At 71.1% G+C, this 19,927-nt stretch carries 18 protein-coding genes; 5 read left to right on the top strand and 13 right to left on the bottom strand.

The features are described from left to right. Positions 1-10: 10 nt before the first annotated feature. The gene (locus RMN98_RS08220) at positions 11-367 is read left to right on the top strand and encodes a cupin domain-containing protein (protein ID WP_309648339.1); all 357 of its coding nucleotides are present in this window, start codon (positions 11-13) and stop codon (positions 365-367) included. A 69-nt stretch (positions 368-436) separates the two neighbouring features. On the opposite strand, the gene RMN98_RS08215 is transcribed toward RMN98_RS08220, so the two are convergent. The 4 genes from RMN98_RS08215 to RMN98_RS08200 form a co-directional block, all read right to left on the bottom strand. Then, positions 437-2,128: a Mur ligase family protein gene (locus tag RMN98_RS08215; RefSeq protein WP_309648326.1), complete on the bottom strand. Its 1,692-nt coding sequence runs from the start codon at positions 2,126-2,128 to the stop codon at positions 437-439. A gap of 70 nt (positions 2,129-2,198) precedes the next feature. Further along, positions 2,199-2,999 (bottom strand): enoyl-ACP reductase FabI, encoded by an 801-nt coding sequence (gene fabI / locus RMN98_RS08210; protein ID WP_309648325.1) that lies wholly within the window; start codon positions 2,997-2,999, stop codon positions 2,199-2,201. Between the two features lies 1 nt (position 3,000). Then, on the bottom strand, positions 3,001-3,705 hold the full coding sequence (gene fabG, locus RMN98_RS08205; RefSeq protein ID WP_309648338.1) for a 3-oxoacyl-ACP reductase FabG: 705 nt from the start codon (positions 3,703-3,705) through the stop codon (positions 3,001-3,003). A gap of 93 nt (positions 3,706-3,798) precedes the next feature. After that, positions 3,799-4,011: a dodecin gene (locus RMN98_RS08200; RefSeq protein ID WP_309648324.1), complete on the bottom strand. Its 213-nt coding sequence runs from the start codon at positions 4,009-4,011 to the stop codon at positions 3,799-3,801. 68 nt (positions 4,012-4,079) lie between these two features. Between RMN98_RS08200 and RMN98_RS08195 the strand changes: the two genes are divergently transcribed. Together RMN98_RS08195 and RMN98_RS08190 are read left to right on the top strand one after the other, a co-directional pair. Further along, positions 4,080-4,394 (top strand): DUF3099 domain-containing protein, encoded by a 315-nt coding sequence (locus RMN98_RS08195; RefSeq protein WP_309648323.1) that lies wholly within the window; start codon positions 4,080-4,082, stop codon positions 4,392-4,394. A 43-nt stretch (positions 4,395-4,437) separates the two neighbouring features. After that, entirely contained in the window at positions 4,438-4,626 is a 189-nt protein-coding gene (locus RMN98_RS08190) for an acetone carboxylase (RefSeq protein WP_309648322.1), read from the top strand. Between the two features lie 78 nt (positions 4,627-4,704). Here the strand turns inward: RMN98_RS08190 and moaA are convergent, their stop codons facing one another. Continuing rightward, complete coding sequence (gene moaA / locus RMN98_RS08185; RefSeq protein WP_309648321.1) at positions 4,705-5,703, bottom strand: GTP 3',8-cyclase MoaA; 999 nt, start codon at positions 5,701-5,703, stop codon at positions 4,705-4,707. Positions 5,704-5,740: 37 nt separating this feature from the next. Between moaA and RMN98_RS08180 the strand changes: the two genes are divergently transcribed. Beyond that, complete coding sequence (locus tag RMN98_RS08180) at positions 5,741-6,637, top strand: SURF1 family protein (RefSeq protein ID WP_309648320.1); 897 nt, start codon at positions 5,741-5,743, stop codon at positions 6,635-6,637. A 144-nt stretch (positions 6,638-6,781) separates the two neighbouring features. On the opposite strand, the gene RMN98_RS08175 is transcribed toward RMN98_RS08180, so the two are convergent. The 3 genes from RMN98_RS08175 to RMN98_RS08165 form a co-directional block, all read right to left on the bottom strand. Then, positions 6,782-8,662: an ABC transporter ATP-binding protein gene (locus RMN98_RS08175; protein ID WP_309648319.1), complete on the bottom strand. Its 1,881-nt coding sequence runs from the start codon at positions 8,660-8,662 to the stop codon at positions 6,782-6,784. Positions 8,663-8,702: 40 nt separating this feature from the next. Then, positions 8,703-9,494 carry an enoyl-CoA hydratase/isomerase family protein gene (locus RMN98_RS08170; protein ID WP_309648318.1) on the bottom strand — a complete coding sequence of 264 codons (792 nt, stop codon included), beginning with the start codon at positions 9,492-9,494 and terminating at the stop codon, positions 8,703-8,705. 74 nt (positions 9,495-9,568) lie between these two features. Then, a complete protein-coding gene (locus tag RMN98_RS08165) occupies positions 9,569-11,167 on the bottom strand; it encodes an ABC-F family ATP-binding cassette domain-containing protein (protein WP_309648317.1) in 1,599 nt (532 codons plus the stop codon). Between the two features lie 78 nt (positions 11,168-11,245). On the opposite strand from RMN98_RS08165, the gene RMN98_RS08160 reads away from it, so the two are divergent. Continuing rightward, positions 11,246-12,184, top strand: coding sequence for a neutral zinc metallopeptidase (locus RMN98_RS08160; RefSeq protein ID WP_309648316.1), 939 nt, complete (start codon positions 11,246-11,248; stop codon positions 12,182-12,184). Positions 12,185-12,218: 34 nt separating this feature from the next. On the opposite strand, the gene RMN98_RS08155 is transcribed toward RMN98_RS08160, so the two are convergent. The 5 genes from RMN98_RS08155 to RMN98_RS08135 all read right to left on the bottom strand — a co-directional run bounded on the left by RMN98_RS08155 (position 12,219) and on the right by RMN98_RS08135 (position 19,827). Beyond that, positions 12,219-13,145 carry a phosphotransferase gene (locus RMN98_RS08155; protein ID WP_309648315.1) on the bottom strand — a complete coding sequence of 309 codons (927 nt, stop codon included), beginning with the start codon at positions 13,143-13,145 and terminating at the stop codon, positions 12,219-12,221. 10 nt (positions 13,146-13,155) lie between these two features. Beyond that, entirely contained in the window at positions 13,156-14,901 is a 1,746-nt protein-coding gene (gene treZ, locus RMN98_RS08150) for a malto-oligosyltrehalose trehalohydrolase (RefSeq protein WP_309648314.1), read from the bottom strand. Then, entirely contained in the window at positions 14,898-17,195 is a 2,298-nt protein-coding gene (gene treY / locus RMN98_RS08145; protein ID WP_309648313.1) for a malto-oligosyltrehalose synthase, read from the bottom strand. The genes treZ and treY overlap by 4 nt, the downstream gene beginning before the upstream one ends. Before the next feature lie 6 nt (positions 17,196-17,201). Beyond that, positions 17,202-19,376: a glycogen debranching protein GlgX gene (gene glgX, locus RMN98_RS08140; RefSeq protein WP_309648312.1), complete on the bottom strand. Its 2,175-nt coding sequence runs from the start codon at positions 19,374-19,376 to the stop codon at positions 17,202-17,204. A gap of 151 nt (positions 19,377-19,527) precedes the next feature. Then, the gene (locus RMN98_RS08135; RefSeq protein WP_309648311.1) at positions 19,528-19,827 is read right to left on the bottom strand and encodes a hypothetical protein; all 300 of its coding nucleotides are present in this window, start codon (positions 19,825-19,827) and stop codon (positions 19,528-19,530) included. Positions 19,828-19,927: the final 100 nt, after the last annotated feature.

The raw sequence follows: 19,927 nt of genomic DNA, 5'->3' as shown, positions 1-19,927 counted from the left end.
GGTGCGGATCATGTGGCTGGGCGCGCTGCCGCGGCAGACGGTGGACAACCACGGCAGCAAGCGCTTCTCGGTGTCCGCGCTCGGCATCACCGCAGACGCCGCCCTGGTGATGGTCGACCTCAAGCCCGGCGGGCTGATCGGCCGTCACCCGGCGGTGGCGACCCAGCTGATGGTGGTCCTCGACGGCGACGCGACGGTGTCCGGCGCCGACGGGGAGCCGGTCTCCATCGGCCCCGGCCAGGCGGCTGTCTGGGAGCGCGGAGAGCCGCACGAGACCCGCACGGTCGACGGTCTGCACGCGCTGGTCGTCGAGGGCGACGTGGACCTGCGCGAGCCGGGTCACCTGGTCGACCGCGGCGACACCTGACCCGCTGCCTCGTCGGGCCGAGTCGGCGCACTGTTGCACGGTTGTTGCACCATCGCGCCTACTCGGCTCTCAGGCTTCCGGGGCCGCGGCTCTGACCTTCGTCGCGAGGGTCGCGGTCGTGTCCGGCACGCCGCCGTGCTCGGCGATCCAGTCGTAGCACTCCTGCCGCTCCGCGTGGCACATCAGGCCGACCACGTCACCGGGCAGCGCCTGGCCGACCAGTGCGGCCAGCACCGCGACCTCGGTCGGGTACGCCGGCACGCCGGTCACCCCGACCCGCTCGGCGCCGGCGCGCATGAGCTCCTCGAGCTCCTCGGTGGTGCGTCCGCGCAGGTACTTCTCCTTGTGGCCGATCGCCACGACGTCGCTGTCCCGGGCCGCGATCTCACCGAGCTTCTCGATGAGGTCGTCCGTGCGGTCCCCCACGACACCGAGGCCGAGCAGCAGGCGGGCCCCGGGGCGTCGTACGCCGTTCATGATCTCCATCAGGGCCTCGAGCCCGGCCTCGTTGTGGGCCAGGTCCATGACGACCGAGACCTCGCCGATCGAGAAGAAGTTCATCCGACCCGGGTTGTGCTCGGCGTCGGGCAGGAAGGTGCGCAGGCCCTCGATGACGACGTCGCGCGAGATGCCGATCGCCAGGGATGCGGACACGGCGGCCAGCGTGTTCTCGACGTTGAAGCGGGAGAGCCCGGCCAGCGTCATCGGCACGTCGACGAGCTCGATCATCGGGTCGGGGTCCGACTTGGGCGTCAGCACCGACACCCAGCCGTCGATCACGGTCGTCGCGCAGCCACCGGCCGTCAGCGTCTCGCGGATCGCCGGTGAGTCCGCGTCGCGGCTGAAGACCCACGGCTTGGCCTTGATGACGTTGCGCATGTCGTAGACGCGAGGGTCGTCGCCGTTGAGGACGGCCCAGCCGCTCTTGCGGGTGATGCGGGGCACGACGGCCTTGACCTCCGCGAGCTGGTCGACGGTGTCGATGCCCTGGAGGCCGAGGTGGTCGGCGGTGACGTTGGTGACGACCGAGACGTCGTTGCGGGTCAGGCCGATGCCCTTGAGGAGGATGCCGCCGCGGGCGGTCTCGGTGACCGCGAGCTGCACCTGGGGGTGGGCCAGCACGCGTCCGGCGCCGCTCGGTCCGGAGTAGTCGCCCGCCTCGACCAGCTCGCCGTCGATGTAGATGCCGTCGGTGTTGGACCAGCCGACCAGCTGGCCGTCGGCGCGCCCGATGTGGGCGATCATCCGGGAGGTCGTGGTCTTGCCGTTGGTGCCGGTCACCGCCACCACGGGGATCTTGGGGGTGATCGTGTGAGGCTTGTCGCCGTGCTCGGCGGCGGCCACCCGCTCGGCGGCCAGTCCGACGGCGGCCTCGATGTCGGTGCTCAGCAGGGAGTCGAGCACGTCCCCGATCGCGCGCCCCATCTCCTGCGCCCGCTCGCGGTGCGCCCAGGGGAAGGCCACCACGATCTGGTGCTGGTCGCTCGTCGGCCGCACGCGTACGGCGAGGCGTGGGGTCCCGCCCTCGCCCGCGACGGCGCGCACCAGGCGGCCGACCGCGCGGAGCGCGAAGCGCTGCCGGAAGCCGGACTCGGGCGAGCCCGGACGGGCGTTCTTGAGCCCGATCCTGGTCGCGAAGCGCAGTGCCGTGGCGTCCGACGCCGCTGCCAGCCCGCTGACGTCCAGGGTCAGCTTGATGGCGGCGCGCGGGAAGTAGAGGTTGGGCCCCTCGAGGACCCGGAGCTCGACGAGTGAAGTCACCCGGGAACGCTATCGCTGGTGCCCCCGAGAGCCACATCGTGGCGCTCGGCAGCGGGGCCGGGCCGTGAGGTCAGGCGCCCATCGCGTGGAAGCCGCCGTCGACGTGGATGATCTCGCCGCTGGTCGCCGGGAAGAGGTCCGACAGCAGTGCACACACGGCCTTGGCCGTCGGGGTGTAGTCGGCGTTGTCCCAGCCGAGCGGCGCCCGGGTGCTCCACATGTCCTCCAGGTCGGAGAAGCCCGGGATCGCCTTGGCGGCCAGCGTGCGCAGCGGGCCGGCCGAGACCAGGTTGACCCGGATGCCCTCGGGGCCGAGGTCGCGCGCGAGGTAGCGGCTGCACGACTCGAGCCCAGCCTTGGCCACGCCCATCCAGTCGTAGGCCGGCCACGCCACGGTCGCGTCGAAGGTCAACCCGACGATGGAGCCGCCGTCGGCCATCAGGGGGCGGGTGGCCTGCGCCAACGACATCAGCGAGTAGGCCGAGACCTGCACGGCCTGGGCCACGTCCTCCCAGGGCCCGGTCATGAACTTGCCGCCGAGGAGGGTCTCGGGGTTGCCGTAGGCGATGGAGTGCACGACGCCGTCGAGGCCGTCGACGTGCTCGCGCACGGCGTCGGGCAGGGCCGCGAGGTGGTCGGCGTCGGTGACGTCGAGCTCGAGGACCGGCGGGGTCACCGGCAGCCGCTTGGCGATGCGCCGGGAGATGCCCAGGGCACGGCCGAAGTTGGAGATGAGCACCTCGGCGCCCTGCTCCTGGGCGACCTTGGCGGTCGCGAAGCCGATGGAGGAGTCCATGGTCACGCCCGCGACCAGGATCCGCTTGCCGGCGAGGATGCCGTTCGGGTTGATGGTGCTGTTGCCGTCGCTCATGTCAGTGCCCCATTCCTAGTCCGCCGTCGACGGGGATCACCGCGCCGGTCACGTAGGCGCCGCCGTCACCGGCGAGCCACGTCACCGCCGCCGCGACCTCCTCGGGCGCTGCGTAGCGACCCAACGGCACCTGTGTCTTGATCGCCGCACGCTGCTCGTCGGTGAGCACGTCGGTCATGTCGGTCTCCACGAAGCCCGGCGAGACCACGTTGGCCGTGATCGAGCGGGATCCCAGCTCGCGGGCCAGCGACCTGGCCATGCCGACCAGGCCGGCCTTGGACGCGGCGTAGTTGACCTGGCCGGCCGAGCCGAGCAGCCCGACGACCGAGGAGATGAAGATGATGCGGCCCCTGCGCTGGCGCAGCATGCCCTTGGCTGCCCGCTTGGCGAGGCGGAAGGAGCCGGTGAGGTTGGTGTCGATGACCGAGGACCACTGCTCCTCCGACATCCGCAGCACCAACGTGTCGGCGGTGATGCCGGCGTTGGCGACCAGGACCTCGACCGGGCCGTGCGCGGCCTCGACCTCGGCGAAGGCCGCCTCGACGGCGGCGGCGTCGGTGACGTCGCAGCGTACGTCGAGGGCACCCTCGGGCGCCCCGCCGCTGCGGGTCGTCACAGCGACCTTGTCGCCCTGGGCCAGGAAAGCCTCGGCGATGGCGCGGCCGATGCCGCGGTTGCCGCCGGTGACCAGCACCGACCGGGGCACGTGGGGGGTGGTTTCGCTCACGTCAGTCGACGCTAGCGATTACCCCGGGGTAGCCCTAAACGACTGCCACGGCGGCGAGTCCCCCGAGCCTGCTCAGTCGTCCTCGAGGCGGAAGCCGACCTTGATGCCGACCTGGAAGTGCTCCACCGCGCCGTCCTTGACCTGCCCACGCACCTGGGTGACCTCGAACCAGTCGAGGTGGCGCAGGGTCTTGGCCGCACGCTCGACGCCGTTGCGGATGGCCGCGTCGATGCCGTCGGGGGAAGTGCCGACGATCTCGGTCACGCGGTAGGTGCGGTTGGTCATGGGGGAGTGCCTCTCAGCGGGGGTCTTCGGACTGAAGGAGGCTACCGGTACCGACGTACGATGGAGGCATGGCGCGGCGAGGCAGGGACGACATCGAGGCAATCCGCATCACGACCGCCTCGACCAGTCGGGAGAAGGACATCGCGGCCCGGCAGAAGCGCTACCTGTGGTCGATGAGCCTGCGCTCCGCGTGCTTCGTCGGGGCCGTCATCGCGGCCCTCAGCGGGGTCGACTGGCTGTGGCCATTCCTCATCGCGGGGGCGATCATCCTGCCCTACATCGCGGTCGTGCTGGCCAACGCGGTCACGACGCGCACCGACTCCTTCGAGCTCCGCGGCGCCCCCGGGCGCTACGCCGAGCTGCCGGCCGGTCCGCGCGACTGACCCACCGCCCGGGTTGCTCGGCGACCTGCGCTAGACATGGGCCATGGATCCCGACGTCTGCTCCGCCAAGGGGTGCCAGGCACCTGCCACGTGGCAGCTGCTCTGGAACAACCCGAAGCTGCACACCCCCGAGCGCCGCAAGACCTGGCTCGCGTGCGACGAGCACAAGACCTCGCTGTCGGACTTCCTCACGGCGCGACGATTCCTGAAGGACGTCGTGCCGCACGCCTAGGCCGGGATAGTGCGGGACGTTCTCGACCTCTGAGCGCGTCAGGAGGTCGAAAACGTCCCGCACTTTCCAGCCTGGGGATCAGCCTCCGATGGCGGACATCGGACGGTCGGGCTGCAGGAAGCCCTCGTCGTCGATGCCGTGACCGGCCGCCTTGCCGGCGACCGCGGTGACCCAGCGCTCGGCGATCTCGGCGTCGGAGGTGCCGTCACGGAGGGCGGCGCGGAGGTCGGACTCGTGGCGCGCGAAGAGGCAGTTGCGGATCTGGCCGTCGGCCGTGAGACGCACCCGGTCGCAGTCGCCGCAGAACGGGCGGGTGACCGAGGCGATGACGCCGACGGTGGCCGGGCCGCCGTCGACCAGGAACAGCTCGGCCGGGGCGGACCCGCGGGGCTCGGAGGCCGGCGAGAGGGTGAACTCCCGCTCGAGGTGGGCGAAGATCTCGTCGGCGGTGACCATGCCGTCGCGCTGCCAGCCGTGCTGGGCGTCGAGGGGCATCTGCTCGATGAAGCGCAGCTCGTAGCCACGGTCGAGGCACCAGCGCAGGAGCTCGGGCGCCTGGTCGTCGTTGAGGCCGCGCATCAGCACCGCGTTGACCTTGACCGGCCCCAGCCCAGCGACCTCGGCCGCGGCCAGACCCGCGATGACGTCATCGAGCCGGTCACGGCGGGTGATCGCGTGGAAGGTGTCGGCACGGACGGTGTCGAGGCTGACGTTGACGCGGTTGAGCCCGGCGTCGGCGAGTGCCTGGGCGGTGCGCGCGAGGCCGAGGGCATTGGTCGTCATCGACATGTCGATGCCCGCGTCGATCTCGCGCACGCGGCGTACGAGGTCGGGGAGGCCGCGGCGAACGAGCGGCTCACCGCCGGTGAAGCGGATCTCCTGGATGCCGAGGCGCTCGACGCCGATCCGGATCAGCCGGACCAGCTCGTCGTCGGTCAGGGTCTCCTCCTGCGGCAGCCAGTCGAGACCCTCCGCGGGCATGCAGTAGCTGCACCGGAGGTTGCAGCGGTCCGTCAAGGACACGCGGAGGTCCGTGGCCACACGGCCGTACCTGTCACCGAGCTTCAGCACCTGCATGTCGTCGAGTCTAGGGGTGGGACCTATTCTCGGTGTCGTGCGTTCGTTCCGATTCCTGCTGAGCCGACGCTGGGCCCTCTTCGCCGCCGCCATCGTGGTGGTCGCCTACGCGACCTGGTGGCTGGGTGGGTGGCAGTTCGACCGCCTCGCGGACCGCAAGGACCGCAACGCGATCGTGCGGGCCAACGAGGACGGTCCACCGACCCCGGTCGGCGACGTGATGCGCACCGGTGAGGGCGTCTCCGAGGACGACGAGTGGAGCCGCGTGACGGCCACGGGCACCTACGCCGTCGAGGACACCGTGATCGTCCGCTACCGCACCCGTGACGGTGTCGCCGGCATCGACGTCGTGGTCCCCCTCGTGACGTCGTCGGGCACCTCCGTGCTGGTCGACCGCGGGTGGCTCCAGACGGAGAACCAGGGTGCCACCCCTGACGACGTGCCGGCTCCCCCGTCGGGTGAGGTCACCATCAACGGCTGGTTGCGCGTGGACGGCACCGGCGACTCCACCCTGGTCACGGACCAGTCGACCCGCGCCGTCAACAGCACCGCCATCGGGGAGGCCCTGAACCGCGAGGTCTACGGCGGCTTCGTCGACCTGGAGTCCGAGGACCCGGCACCCGCGACCTCGCTCGCGCCGGTGGAGCTGCCCGAGCTCGACAACGGGCCGCACTTCTTCTACGGCCTCCAGTGGTGGTTCTTCGGCGTGCTGGCCATCTTCGGCTTCTTCTACCTGATGTACGACGAGTGGCGCACCGCCGGGCGCGGTGGCGCGGCGCCGGCACGGGCCGAGAGGAAGACGAAGGTCAAGAAGGTCCGCCAGAGCAACCACCCCTACGTGCGGGCCCGACAGGAGCAGGAGGCCCGGGAGGCCGCCGAGGCGGCCGCCGCCGAGCGCGAGGCCGCGGAGACCTCATCAGGATCCCCTGGTTGATCCCCGGCCGAGCGGACGACGCCACCCGAGAGGCTGCGCAACGTCACTCGAAGCGAGGGTTCGCTGCCACTGAGGATGCGCTGCCACCGACCGCATGGCGTCCGCGGTCACCAACCCCGTCTGCCACATTGCGCCGGCTCGGCGTCAGGCGGGCTGGTCCGCGGACGTGTCGTGGGCGAACTGGGTGCGGTAGAGGTCGGTGTAGAGCCCACCCCGGGCCAGCAGCTGGGTGTGGGTGCCGAACTCGACGATCTGGCCCTGGTCGAGCACCAGGATCTGGTCGGCGTTGCGGACCGTGGAGAGCCGGTGGGCGATCACCAGCGACGTGCGGCCCTCGAGCGCCGCGTCGAGGGCACGCTGGACGGCGGCCTCCGACTCGCTGTCGAGGTGGGCGGTCGCCTCGTCGAGGACCACGATCGACGGCGCCTTGAGCAGCAGGCGACCGATCGCCAGCCGCTGACGTTCTCCGCCGGAGAGGCGGTAGCCACGATCGCCGACGACCGTGTCGAGCCCGTCGGGCAGGCTGCGCACGAGCCCCGCGATCTGAGCCGCCTCGAGGGCCGACCAGATCTGGTCGTCGGTGGCGTCGGGCCGGGCGTAGACGAGGTTGGCGCGGATCGTGTCGTGGAACATGTGGGCGTCCTGGGTGACGTAGCCGACCACGTCCTCCAGGGAGTCCAGCGTCACGTCGCGTACGTCGTGCCCTCCGACGCGCACGGCGCCGCTGCCGACGTCGTAGAGGCGGGCGACGAGGTGCGTCATCGTGGTCTTGCCGGCACCGGAGGGCCCGACCAGCGCGATCATCTGCCCGGTCTCGGCCACGAAACCGACGTCGGTGAGGACCTGCTCGTTGTCGCGCGACTCGGTGCGGGCCACGGACTCCAGGGAGCCGAGCGAGATCTCGGAGGCCTTCGGGTAGGTGAACGAGACGTGCTCGAACTCCAGGCGACCCGCGCTCGGGGGCAGGACCACGGCACCGTGCTTCTGCTGGATCTGGGAGGGCAGGTCGAGGACCTCGAAGACCCGCTCGAAGCTGACCAGCGCGGTCATGATGTCGATGCGGACGTTGGAGAGCCCCTGCAGCGGCCCGAGCAGTCGCAGGAGCAGGGTGGCGAGCGCCAGCAGCGTGCCGACCGTGAGGGTGTCGTCGATCGCCAGGCTGCCGCCGACGCCGTAGACCAGCGCGGTGGCCAGCGCCGGGACGAGCATCATCGCGGCGCCGAAGATCCGGGTGATCAGCGAGATCTGGATGCCGAGGTCGCGCACGGTGGCGGCCTTCGACTCGAAGAGGAGGTCCTCGTCACCCCGGCGACCGAAGAGCTTGAGCAGCATCGCGCCGCCGACGTTGAAGCGCTCGGTCATCACGTTGCCGAGGTCGGCGTTGCCGTCCATCTGGCGGCGGGTCAGTCCGGCGAGCCGGCCGCCGACCCAGCGGGACACGAAGAACAGGATCGGGAAGAGCGCGAGGCACAGCAGCGTGACCTGCCAGCTCAGGAAGAACATCGCGACCCCGACGACCACGACCGAGATCGAGTTGGACACGGTGCTCGACAGCGTCGAGGTGAAGGCCCGCTGGGCACCGATCACGTCGTTGTTGAGCCGGCTGACCAGCGCACCGGTCTGGGTGCGGGTGAAGAACGCGAGCGACTGGCGCTGCACGTGGGCGAAGACCTGGGTGCGCAGGTCGTAGATGAGCCCCTCACCGATGCGGGAGGAGAACCAGCCGCCGAGGATGGCCAGGCCGGCCGTCAGGACCGCGACCCCGGCCATCGCGAGCGCGATCAGGGTGACGAAGCCGCGGTCGCCGGCAAGGATGCCGTCGTCGACGATCTTCTGGACCAGCAGCGGCATCACCACGACCATCGCGGCGTCGATGACGGTGAGGGTGAGGAAGACGGCGATCAGGCGCCGGTGGGGGCGCGCGAAGGTGAGGATCCGCTTGACGGTCTTGCCCTCGATGCGGTTGTTGACGACGCTCCGGTCGGCGCGCAGGTTGCGCCACACGGCGCCGTTGGCGGGGGACATCCCGGACACCATGGCTCCTACTCCCCCGGCCGTGAGGTCATCAGCGGGCCAGGAACTGGGCGACTTCGCGGAAGCGGCGGACCTGGGCGAGACGCTCCAGGCGACACTGCTCCTCGAGGCTGCGCTCGGCTGCTCCGAGGAGCAGTGACTTGGTCTCGGTGACCGCTCCCGGCATGGGGGCGGTCAGGGCGGCGACGAGATCGGCGACCGTGACGTCCAGCGCCTCGGCCGGGACCGCGGTCAGGGCGAGGCCGATCTGGACGGCCTCGGCGGCTCCGACCATCCGAGCGGTCGCGCAGATCTCGAGTGCCCGTGCGTAGCCAACACTCTCGACGAGCGGTTTTGTTCCCGTGAGGTCGGGGACCAGCCCGAGCGCCGACTCCTTCATGCAGAGCTGGGCGTCGTCGGAGAGCACCCGCAGGTCGCAGGAGAGAGCGAGCTGGAAGCCGGCACCCACGGCGTAGCCCCGCACGACGGCGATCGAGACGAAGCGCGGGTCGCGCAGCCAGGTGAAGCCCTGCTGGTAGACGTCGATCGTGGCCGCCATGTCCTCGTCGGTCATCGCGAACAGGTCACCGACCGACTCGACACCCTCGGGCGTGGTCGCCGGGTCCATCAGCGTGCGGTCGAGGCCGGCGGAGAACGTCGCACCCTCGCCGCGCACGACCACCACCCGCACCTCGTCGGGCAGCGTCGACCCGAGGGCGCCGAGCGCGCGCCACATGGCCGGGGTCTGGGCGTTGCGGACCTCGGGTCGATCGAGGGTGACGGTGGCGACCGCGCCGACCACGTCGAGGCGCAGGCCGGCAGCGGCCAGGTCGTGAGGAGTCATGGCCTGAGTCTAGGAAGGCCCGCCGACACCGGTCTGGTCGCACCCCCGGCGAGCCACCCGTCGTACGACGGCACTCAGGCCAGCGAGACCAGGTCGGCGTAGTCGTCGTTCCAGAGGTCCTCGTCGCCGTCGGGCAGCAGCAGGACCCGGTCGGGCTCCAGCGCACGGACGGCGCCCTCGTCGTGCGTGACCAGGATGATCGCGCCCTCATAGGTGCGGATCGCGGCCAGCACCTCCTCGCGCGACGCTGGATCCAGGTTGTTGGTGGGCTCGTCGAGCAGCAGCACGTTGGCGCTCGAGACGACCAGGCTGGCCAGGGCGAGGCGGGTCTTCTCGCCGCCGGAGAGCACCGCGGCGGGCTTGTTGGCGTCGTCGCCGGAGAAGAGGAACGACCCGAGCACCGAGCGAGCCTCGGTGTCGGTGAGCTGCGGCGCGGCAGACTGCATGTTCTCCAGGACGGTGCGGTCGGTGTCGAGGGTCTCGTGCTCCTGGGCGTAGTAGCCCAGCTTGAGGCCGTGGCCCGGCACGACCCGGCCCGTGTCGGACTGGTCGACGCCGGCGAGGATGCGCAGCATCGTGGTCTTGCCGGCACCGTTGAGACCGAGGATGACCACGCGTGAGCCCTTGTCGATGGCCAACGTGACGTCGGTGAAGACCTCGAGCGAGCCGTAGGACTTCGACAGCTCCTCGGCCGTGAGCGGGGTCTTGCCGCAGGGGGCGGGCGCGGGGAACTTGATCCGAGCGACCTTGTCGGCGGCGCGCTCCCCCTCGAGGCCCGACATCATCTTCTCGGCACGCTTGAGCATCGACTGGGCGGCCTGGGCCTTGGAGGCCTTGGCACGCATCTTGTTGGCCTGGTCGGTGAGCGTCTTGGCCTTGGTCTCGGCGTTGGCGCGCTCGCGCTTGCGACGCTTCTCGTCGGTCTCGCGCTGGGAGAGGTAGTTCTTCCAGCCCATGTTGTAGACGTCCATGGTGGTGCGGTTGGCGTCGAGGTGGAGAACCTTGTTGACGGTCTCCTCGAGCAGCGCGTTGTCGTGGCTGATCACGATGAACCCGCCCTTGTGGGACTTGAGGAAGTCCCGCAGCCACACGATCGAGTCGGCGTCGAGGTGGTTGGTCGGCTCGTCGAGGATCAGGATCTCGGCGCCGGAGAAGAGGATGCGGGCGAGCTCGACGCGACGACGCTGACCGCCGGAGAGCGTCTTGAGCTGCTGGCCGAGGATGCGCTCCTCGATGCCGAGGCTGGCCGCGATGGTGGCGGCCTCGGACTCGGCGGCGTAGCCGCCACCGGCGTGCAGCTCGGAGTCGGCCCGCGTCCAGCGCTTCATGGCCCGGTCGGCGACCTCGGGATCGTCGCTGCCCATCTGCTCCTCGGACTCGCGCAGGCGTCGTACGACGTCGTCGAGACCGCGCGCGGAGAGGATCCGGTCACGGGCGAGGACCTCGGGGTCACCGATGCGCGGGTCCTGCGGGAGGTAGCCCACGTCGCCGGTCGAGGTGACCGAGCCGGAGGCGGGCAGCGCCTCGCCGGAGAGGATCTTGGTGAGGGTGGTCTTGCCGGCGCCGTTGCGCCCCACCAGCCCCACCTTGTCGCCTGCGGCGACGCGGAAGCTGACGTCGTCCATGAGCAGACGCGCGCCGGCACGGACTTCGAGCTGGTGGGCGGTGATCATGAGGGTCACTAGTGTAGGTGCGCTGAACCGGGTACCTCGCCACCGTCCCCGCCCACACACCCCACGAGAGGCATCCCCATGCGTTTCAACCCCAAGGCACGCCTGGACACCTCGCGCACACGTGACGCAGGTCGCAGCAGCGGCGGCAGGTCCGGTGGCTCGCGGCTGCCCATCCCCGGTGGGATCGGCGGCGGCAGCATCGGTGGCGTGGTGCTGCTCGTCATCCTCTTCGTGATCGGTCGAGCGGCCGGCATCGACATCCTCGGCGGGGGCGGCAGCGGCGGCGGGCTCGGCGGCGGCGGCCTCGACAGCAGCCGCTTCACCGACACCGGCCGCTACAGCTCCTGCAAGACCGGCGAGGACGCCAACACCAGCGCCGACTGCGCCCGGGTGGCCGTGGAGAACTCGCTCTTCGACTACTGGACCGACGAGCTGGGCGGCCGCTTCGAGCCCGAGGAGGGCCTGGTGACCTTCACCGGCTCCGTCGACACGGGCTGCGGCGCCGCCAGCTCCGATGTGGGGCCGTTCTACTGCCCGCCGGACCGCACGATCTACCTCGACTCCGGTTTCTTCGACCAGGTCCTGGAGGACCAGCTCGGCGGTCCGGACGGCGGCTTCGTGGAGGCCTACGTGCTCGCCCACGAGTACGGCCACCACATCCAGAACCTGCTGGGCGCCATGGGCCAGGTCCGCACCCAGCAGGGGCCGCAGAGCGACGCCGTGCGCCTCGAGCTCCAGGCCGACTGCTACGCCGGGATGTGGACCAGGTCCGCCAGCCGGACCGAGGACGCGTCCGGCGAGGTGCTCTTCTCCTCGCTGACCCAGCAGGACATCGACCTGGCGCTCGAGGCCGCGGCCAGCGTCGGCGACGACCGGATCCAGCAGAAGACCCAGGGCCAGGTCACCGAGGAGTCGTGGACCCACGGCTCCGCCGAGCAGCGGCAGACCTGGTTCGAGACCGGCTTCGAGCAGGGCTCGCTCGAGGCGTGCGACACGTTCGCCGCCAGCCGGGTCTGAGGCGCCTGCAACACCGCGCCGACTCGGCTGCCGGTCAGGGGCGGACGGCGACCAGCAGGGCGTCGAGGACGGCGCGTGTGTGCGGGTCGTCGAGCCCCTGGCGGACCCACGCCTCGGCGTCGTCACGGGTGGGCGAGCGGTCGGTGGGGGCGAGCCAGTCACGGCAGCCGATCTCAACGATGTGGCCGAGCTGGGCGACCAGCATCGAGAAGTCTCCCCGCCGCGTCACACGGGCCGGTCCCCCGACGGCCGCGTAGGCCTCGACCAGGGCGCTCGCCCGACCGGCGTCGCCGCGCGCGAACTCGAAGAGCACGCAGGCCAGCTCCTGGTCGCGCGCGGCGGGCCCACAGTTGTCCCAGTCGAGGACGCAGACCCCGCCGTCGACCGTGGGCAACAGGTTGTCGGCCCACAGGTCGCGGTGGCAGGTGACCAGGTCGGTCGGCGGCTCGAGCCAGGACTCCAGCGCGACCAGCTCGCCGCGGAGCCGGCCCAGCTCGTCGGCGAACGGTGCGCCCGCGGAGGCCAGCCGGGCCACCAGGTCGTCCCACGCCGGGGCACCGACCGGGGCGGCGTACCAGTCCTCGACGGGGCCGACTGCCGGCGGCGCGACGCGGTGCAGGCCTGCGACGGCCGCGCCGACGAGCGACGGGTCGAGCAGCGTGTCGGGCTGGAGCAGGTCCACCCAGGCCGTGACGCTGGTCGAGGCGGAGCACACCGCCCCCGACGCCGTACGACGGACGGCGGGGGTCGGCACGCCGGCGGCGACAGCGGCGTCGGCGAAGGCGGCAGCCGCGGCCAGCCGCTCCTCATCGACGACCCCGTGGGCGACCTTGACCGCCCACCGGCCCTCGGAGGTCTCCAGGCGCCACACGAGGCCCTGCCTGCCGCGGCCGACCGGCTCCGACGACGCGCACCGGACGCGCCCGAGGCCGAACTCGTCGGCGACCCTGGCTGCGTCCACGGACGAGAGACTAGGAGGGCGAGGCGGTGCGCACCAGCGCGCCCGCGTGCGCGGGCAGCTCGATGGTGGTGCCGCTGAGCGAGGCCCCCGACCCGGTCTCGAAGAGCAGCTCGCCGGGCCGCACCTCGAGCGAGACCGGAGCACCGCCCAGGTTCACCGCGACGGTGACGGCGCCGCGCTCGAGGACGAACGTGCGCGCCCCCTCGTCGACCCGCGTGGAGGTCAGCGAGAAGGACGGGTCGGTCAGCTCCGGGAGCGTGCGACGCAGCTCGGCCAGGCGGCGGTAGACGGCGAGGATGCGCGCGTGCCGTCCGGTCTCCAGCTGCGACCAGTCGAGCTTGGACCGCTCGAAGGTGGCGGGGTCCTGGGGGTCGGGGACGACCGCGGCGTCCCAGCCCATCTTCTCGAACTCCTTGATGCGCCCCTCGGCCGTCGCCTTCGCGAGCTCGGGCTCCGGGTGGGAGGTGAAGAACTGGAAGGGCTCGGCGGCGGCCCACTCCTCGCCCTGGAAGAGCATCGGGGTGAACGGCCCGGCCAGCGTGAGCAGGGCGGCGCAGGCCAGCTGGTCGTCGTCGAGCACCTCGGTGATCCGGTCGCCGACGGCACGGTTGCCGATCTGGTCGTGGTTCTGGCTGCAGACGACCAGGCGCCAGGTGCCCATGGCGGCGGTGTCGATCGGCACGCCGTGGTCGCGCTCGCGGAAGGAGGAGTAGGTGCCGTCGTGGAAGAAGCCGCGCTCGAAGACCTTGGCCAGCGCGCCCAGCGGCTCGAAGTCGGCGTAGTAGCCCTCGGTCTCGCCGGTCAGCGCCACGTGGACCGCGTGGTGGAAGTCGTCGCTCCACTGCGCGTCCAGGCCGTAGCCGCCGGCCTCGCGCGGGGTCACCATCACGGGATCGTTGAGGTCGGACTCCGCGATCAGGGTCAGCGGGCGGCGCTGGTGGGCCGACAGGGAGGCCACCTCGATCGCCATCTCCTCGAGCAGGTGCGTCGGTGAGGAGTCGGCGAGGGCGTGCACGGCATCGAGTCGCAGGCCGTCGACGTGGTAGTCGTGCAGCCACAGCCGCACGTTGTCGAGGATCAGCCGCCGCACCTCCGCCGAGCCTTCCTCGTCGAGGTTGACCAGGTCGCCCCAGGTGTTGGCGCCGGTCTTGAGGTAGGGCCCGTAGAGCGGGAGGTAGTTGCCCGAGGGGCCGAGGTGGTTGTAGACGACGTCCTGGATGACGCCCAGGCCGGCGGCGTGGCAGCCGTCGACGAAGCGCTGGTAGCCCTCGGGGCCGCCGTAGGACTCGGTCACGGCCGACCACAGGACGCCGTCGTAGCCCCAGTTGTGGGTGCCGTTGACGGCGTTGACGGGCATGACCTCGACCAGGTCGACCCCGATCGAGCGCAGGTGGTCGAGCTTGCCGAGTGCGGCGTCGAAGGTCCCCTCGGGGGTGAACGTGCCGATGTGCAGCTCGTAGATCACCGACCCGGCGAGCTGGCGCCCGGTCCACGCGTCGTCGGTCCAGGCGAAGGCGGACGGGTCGTAGGTCCGTGACCGCTCGTGCACCCCGGCGGGCTGGCGCAGGGAGCGCGGGTCGGGACGCGGGGTCTCGTCGTCGTCGAGGAGGTAGCCGTAGTCCACCTCCCCGTCGGGCACGGGCTCGCCCGGGGTCCACCAACCGCCGTCGAGACGGGTCATCTCGACGACCTCGTCGGCCACGGCGAGACGGACCCGCGAGGGTCGTGGCGCCCAGACGTCGAAGCGGGTGGTCATGCGTCCTCCCGGATCAGCAGCGCGACCGGCAGCGGCGAGAGCATGCTCGCCAGGCTGCCGGAGGTGATGCGGCGCAGGGTCAGCACGTCGCGCCACTGCCCCTCGGGCAGCGCCAGCGTCGTGTCGCCCCAGCCGCCCTGGGACTCGAGGCCGAAGGGAAGGCGGGTCACGACCGTGACCGCTCCCCCACGGTCGAAGGCCAGCACGTGGTCGGCCAGCACCCCGCTCGCTCCCAGGGGCGCGTAGGACCCGAAGAGCTCGGGGCGGTCGCGACGCAGACCCAGCGCGCGCGAGGTGACGAGCAGCTTGTCGAGCCCCACGGACTCGAGCGAGGTCGAGAGGGCCGGCGGCAGCGACGAGGTGTTGACGCCGCTGAGCAGCTCGCGCCGCAGGTCGTAGTCGACCGGACGCCGGTTGTCGGGGTCGACCAGGCTCTGCTCCCACAGCTCGCTGCCCTGGTAGACGTCGGGCACGCCGGGCATCGTGATCGCGAGCAGCTTGGCTGACAGCGCGTTGACCCAGCCGGGCGCGACGACGTGACCGAGCAGCTCCTCGAGGACCTCGGCGACCTCCTCGGAGTCGAACGCCGCGTCGACCAGCCGGTGCACGGTGGCCTCGTAGTCCTCGTCGGGTCCGGTCCACGTCGTGCGGTCGCCCGCCTCGCGCATCGCCTTCTCGGCGTAGGCGTGCAGCCGCTCGCGGGAGGCCGGCCAGGCTCCGAGCACGGCCTGCCACAGCAGCGAGGCGAACCCCTGGTCCGGAGCGGGAGCCAGCTCGAGCAGCCGGTCCAGCGCGTCACCCCAGATCGTGGGCATCTCCGCCAGGGCCGTGATGCGGGCCCGGACGTCCTCGCCGCGCTTGGTGTCGTGGGTCGACAGCGTCGTCATCGCCTCGGGCCACACGGTCTGCCGCTGCACCATGTGCTCGTGCCACTGCTCGGTGGTCACGGAGAAGACACTCGGGTCGCCGCCGACCTCGTTGAGCGAGGTGAGCCGTGCGTAGCGGTAGAACGCGGTGTCCTCCACGCCCTTGGCCATCACCATGCCGCTGGTCTGCTGGAAGCGCAGGGCGGCATCGCCGTCGGCGTCCTTCAGGACCGGGGCCAGTACGCCGAGCACGGCGGCGAGGTCGGGCCGGTGCGTGCGGGCGATGGTGAAGGCCCGGTCGAGGTGGTGCTGCTCGTCGGGGAGGTAGGAGCGGTAGACCGGGAAGCACGCCAGCAGCTCGGCCACACCGTCCTCGAGCTCACCGACCTCGGCCGCCGCCAGCGTCTCGGCGGGCAGCTCGCGCACGATCCGGCGTACCTCGGAGCGGAGGATGCCGTCGGCGATCGCGCGCTTGGTGTCGTGGATCAGCTCGGTCCAGTCGACCTCGTGGCCTCGCAGGCGGGTCTCGAGGTCGTCGAGGGAGGTCTGTCCGGCGGGGTCCACCAGGACCCGCTCCACCAGCCCGAGCGCGTCGTAGCCCGTGGTGCCGGCCGTCGCCCAGGTGCGGGGCAGGTCCTCGCCCTCCTCGAGGATCTTCTCGACCAGGACGTAGGCCCCACCGGTCAGCGTCGCGAGGTCGTCGAGGTAGCCCCGGGGGTCGCGCAGGCCGTCGGGGTGGTCGACGCGCAGGCCGTCGACCAGGCCCTCGTCGAACCAGCGACGGATCTCCGCGTGGCTCTCGTCGAAGACGGCCCGGTCCTCGACGCGGATCGCGGCGAGGGTGTTGACGGCGAAGAAGCGGCGGTAGTTGAGCTGGTCGTCGGCGCTGCGCCACGAGACCAGCTCGTAGTGCTGCTCGTCGACGCTCGTCGTGCCGGGAGCCAGCGGGAAGCGGTGGTCGTGGTAGCGCACCTCGCCGTCGACGACACGGATGGAGCCCTCGTCGTCGTCGCCCACGACGGGGATCCGGACCCGGCCGTCACCGAAGTCCCAGTCGACGTCGAACGCGTCGGCGTAGCGTGACTCACGACCGTGGGTGAGCAGGTCCCACCACCAGGCGTTCTGGACCGGGGTCGCGACGCCGACGTGGTTGGGCACGATGTCGACCAGCACGCCCATGCCGAGGCGACGCGCTTCGGCCGAGAGCACCGCGAGGCCCTCGGCACCGCCGCGCGTCGGGTCGATGCCCTCGTGCGAGACGACGTCGTAGCCGTGGTCGCTGCCGGGCTCCGCCGACAGCAGCGGCGACAGGTAGACCCAGTCGACGCCGAGGTCGTGCAGGTAGGGCAGCCGGCGCGCGGCCTCGAGCAGGTCGAAGTCGGCCGTGACCTGGAAGCGGTAGGTGTTGCGGGGAGCCCGAGCAGCCATCGCGCGTCAGCCCCGGTCGGCCTGGGCGGCCAGGGACGCAGCGACCGAGTGGTCCGGCTCCGCCTCGGGCTCGGCGTACTCGCGCAGGACCACGAGACTGCGGTGCTCCAGGGGCAGCGTCGAGCCCGCGGCGTAGGGCGTCTTGGTGTCGACTCCCCCGGCCGTGTCGACCACGACCTCCCAGGCTGCGGAGTACTCCTCCGGGGGCAGGGTGAGCTCGGTGCGCCCGTCGGCGTTGAAGTAGAGCAGGAAGTGGTCGTCGATGATCTCGCCGCCGCGGGCGTCCTTGCCGGCGATGCCGTGGCCGTTGAGGTACATCCCGATGGCCTGGTTGCCGCCGTCCCAGTCGCTGTCCTCCATCGGGCGGCCGTCGAGGTGCAGCCACACGATGTCGTTGAGCCGGTCGCCGTCACCGCCGGGGATCTCGGTTCTCACGCTGCCGCCGGTGAAGAAGCGCTTGCGGCGGAAGGTCGGGTGGTCCATGCGCAGCTTGATCAGCGCCGCGGTGAACTCGACGAGTGGCTTGTCCGCGTCGTCCCAGTGCATCCAGGCGATCTCGGAGTCCTGGGCGTAGGTGTTGTTGTTGCCGTGCTGGGTGCGACCCATCTCGTCACCGTGCAGCAGCATCGGCACGCCCTGGCTCAGCAGCAGCGTCGCGAGGATGTTGCGCTGCTCGCGGGCGCGGAAGCTGCGGATCTCGGGGTCGTCGGTCGGCCCCTCGACACCGTGGTTCCACGAGCGGTTGTGGCTCTCGCCGTCGTTGGAGTCCTCGCCGTTGGCCTCGTTGTGCTTCTCGTCGTAGGAGACGAGGTCGGCCAGCGTGAAGCCGTCGTGGGCGGTGACGAAGTTGATGCTCGCGACCGGGCGACGACCGGAGTGCTCGTAGAGGTCCGCGGAGCCCGCGAGACGCGAGGCGAACTCACCGAGCGACGGCTCGCCGCGCCAGAAGTCGCGCACGACGTCGCGGTAGGCGCCGTTCCACTCGGTCCACTGCGGCGGGAAGCCGCCGACCTGGTAGCCGCCGGGGCCGACGTCCCACGGCTCGGCGATCAGCTTGACCTGGCTCACCACCGGGTCCTGCTGCACGAGCTCGAAGAAGGTCGCGAGCCGGTCGACGTCGTAGAACTCGCGCGCGAGCGCGGAGGCGAGGTCGAAGCGGAAGCCGTCGACGTGCATCTCGGTGACCCAGTAGCGCAGCGAGTCCATGATCAGCTGCAGCGAGTGAGGGTGCCGGACGTTGAGGCTGTTGCCGGTGCCGGTGTAGTCCATGTAGTACTGCGGCTCGTCCTCCATCAGCCGGTAGTAGGCCGGGTTGTCGATGCCCTTGAAGCTCAGCGTCGGGCCCATGTGGTTGCCCTCAGCGGTGTGGTTGTAGACCACGTCGAGGATGACCTCGATGCCGGCGGCGTGCATGGCCTTGACCATGGACTTGAACTCCTGGACCTGCTGGCCGACCTGGTCGGTCCCGGCGTACTCCGCGTGCGGGGCGAAGAAGCCGAGGGTGTTGTAGCCCCAGTAGTTGCGCAGGCCCTTCTCGAGCAGCGTGCTGTCCTGGATGAACTGGTGGACCGGCATCAGCTCGATCGCCGTCACCCCGAGGCGCTTGAGGTGGTCGGTGATGGCCGGGTGGGCCAGACCGGCGTAGGTGCCGCGGATGTCCTCGGGCAGGTCGGGGTGCAGCTGGGTCATGCCCTTGACATGAGCCTCGTAGACCACGGTCTCGTTGAGGGGGTAGTTGAGCCGGCGGTCACCCTCCCAGTCGAAGAAGGGGTTGATGACGACGCCGAAGGTCATGTGCGGCGCGGAGTCCTCGTCGTTGCGCGAGTCGGGATCGCCGAAGTCGTAGCCGAAGAGGCTGTTGTCCCAGTCGATCTCGCGCGTTGTCGCCTTGGCGTAGGGGTCGAGGAGCAGCTTGGCGGGGTTGCAGCGCAGTCCCCTCTCCGGCTCCCACGGACCGTGCACGCGGTAGCCGTAGCGCTGGCCGGGCTGCACGTGCGGGAGGTAGCAGTGCCAGACGTAGGCGTCGACCTCGCTGACCTCGACGCGGGTCTCGGTGCCGTCGGCCTCGAAGAGGCAGAGCTCGACACGGTCGGCCACCTCGCTGAAGAGCGCGAAGTTGGTGCCGGAGCCGTCGTACGTCGCTCCGAGGGGGTAGGCGTGGCCAGGCCAGGAGTCGTGCACGGTGCCTCCGATGATCAGTCAGCTGGAAGGGGTGACTCGTCCTCGTCGACGACTCGTCCGCGGCCCAGTACCCCGGTCGCGGCTCTGCACGCATCATCCACCATCGACCCCGACGTGGGCTCCGGCACATGCCTCCGGGGCACGGAGTGCGTCAGCCGCGCGGGACCAGGCTCAGGTGGCGGCGCGGCGCGACCGGCTCGTCGGCCAGGAGCGCGAGCACGACCTTCTCCAGCAGCAGGAGGCCGACCTCGAGGGGGACGTCCTCGGCCTCGATCCAGGGGAGCGCGCGCTCGACCAGTGCGCGGAGGCGCTGCTCGTCGAGCTGCTCGGGACCCGCCGCCAGACGGCTGACGAAGATCCGCGCACCGATGCTCAGCGCTGTGGGTGGTCGGGCCGATGATGTCGCAGATGCTGTGTCCGGCGACGACGCTCGGGACCCGCTCGTGAGCACTGGTCCCTCCCTCGTCGCCGCCGGACCGGCCCCCGGACCGATCCTCCGGTTCTACGGCCGGCGGGCGGCTCGCGTCCACCCGCTCTCCCCCAGATCGGGG

This window comes from Nocardioides sp. (assembly GCF_031397825.1).
Classification (GTDB): domain Bacteria; phylum Actinomycetota; class Actinomycetes; order Propionibacteriales; family Nocardioidaceae; genus Nocardioides.
This window is presented reverse-complemented; position numbering and strand designations above follow the sequence as displayed.